2 protein-coding genes are annotated in these 459 nt (G+C 72.8%); one reads left to right on the top strand and one right to left on the bottom strand.

The genetic code is table 11. The annotated features are described in order from the left end of the window. The first annotated feature begins 13 nt into the window (after window positions 1-13). Window positions 14-133 (top strand): acetyl-CoA carboxylase biotin carboxyl carrier protein subunit, encoded by a 120-nt coding sequence (locus I6F37_RS39345; RefSeq protein WP_225154279.1) that lies wholly within the window; start codon window positions 14-16, stop codon window positions 131-133. On the opposite strand, the gene I6F37_RS39350 is transcribed toward I6F37_RS39345, so the two are convergent. Continuing rightward, on the bottom strand, window positions 130-459 hold a 330-nt coding region (locus tag I6F37_RS39350), incomplete at its 5' end, for a hypothetical protein (RefSeq protein ID WP_225154278.1). The genes I6F37_RS39345 and I6F37_RS39350 overlap by 4 nt on opposite strands.

The following is a 459-nucleotide window of genomic DNA, read 5'->3' on the forward strand; positions in this document are numbered from 1 at the left end:
GCCGCTGGCCGTGATGGAGGCGATGAAGATGGAGCACACCATCGCCGCGCCGCGTGACGGCACCGTGGCCGAATTGCTGTACGGCGTGGGCGACCAGGTGGCCGAGGGCGCCGCGCTGATGCGCCTGGACTAACGGTCCTTTCGCAGGCCGGCCAGGTAGCCGTCCACTGCCTGCGCGCCGACGCGCGCCAGATCGAACGCGTCGCGGTCGAGCATCCAGGTGTGGAGCAGGCCGACCACCAGCGCGTGCAGCCCCATCGCGGTGCTGCGCACGGGCACCCGTGGCGCCAGCTCGCCGCGCCGCGCGGCCGCGCGCAACGCTCGCTCGTACTCGTGCACCCGGGCGCCGCAGACCCGCAGGTGGCGCTCGCGCACCGCGCGCATCTCGTCGACGTACTCCACCTTGTGGGTGGCGATCGCGAACACGCGCTGCATCTGCGGATCGGCGGCCACCTGTTG

This window comes from Bradyrhizobium sp. NBAIM08 (assembly GCF_020193935.1).
In the GTDB taxonomy this organism is placed as follows: Bacteria; Pseudomonadota; Alphaproteobacteria; order Rhizobiales; family Xanthobacteraceae; genus Bradyrhizobium; species Bradyrhizobium yuanmingense.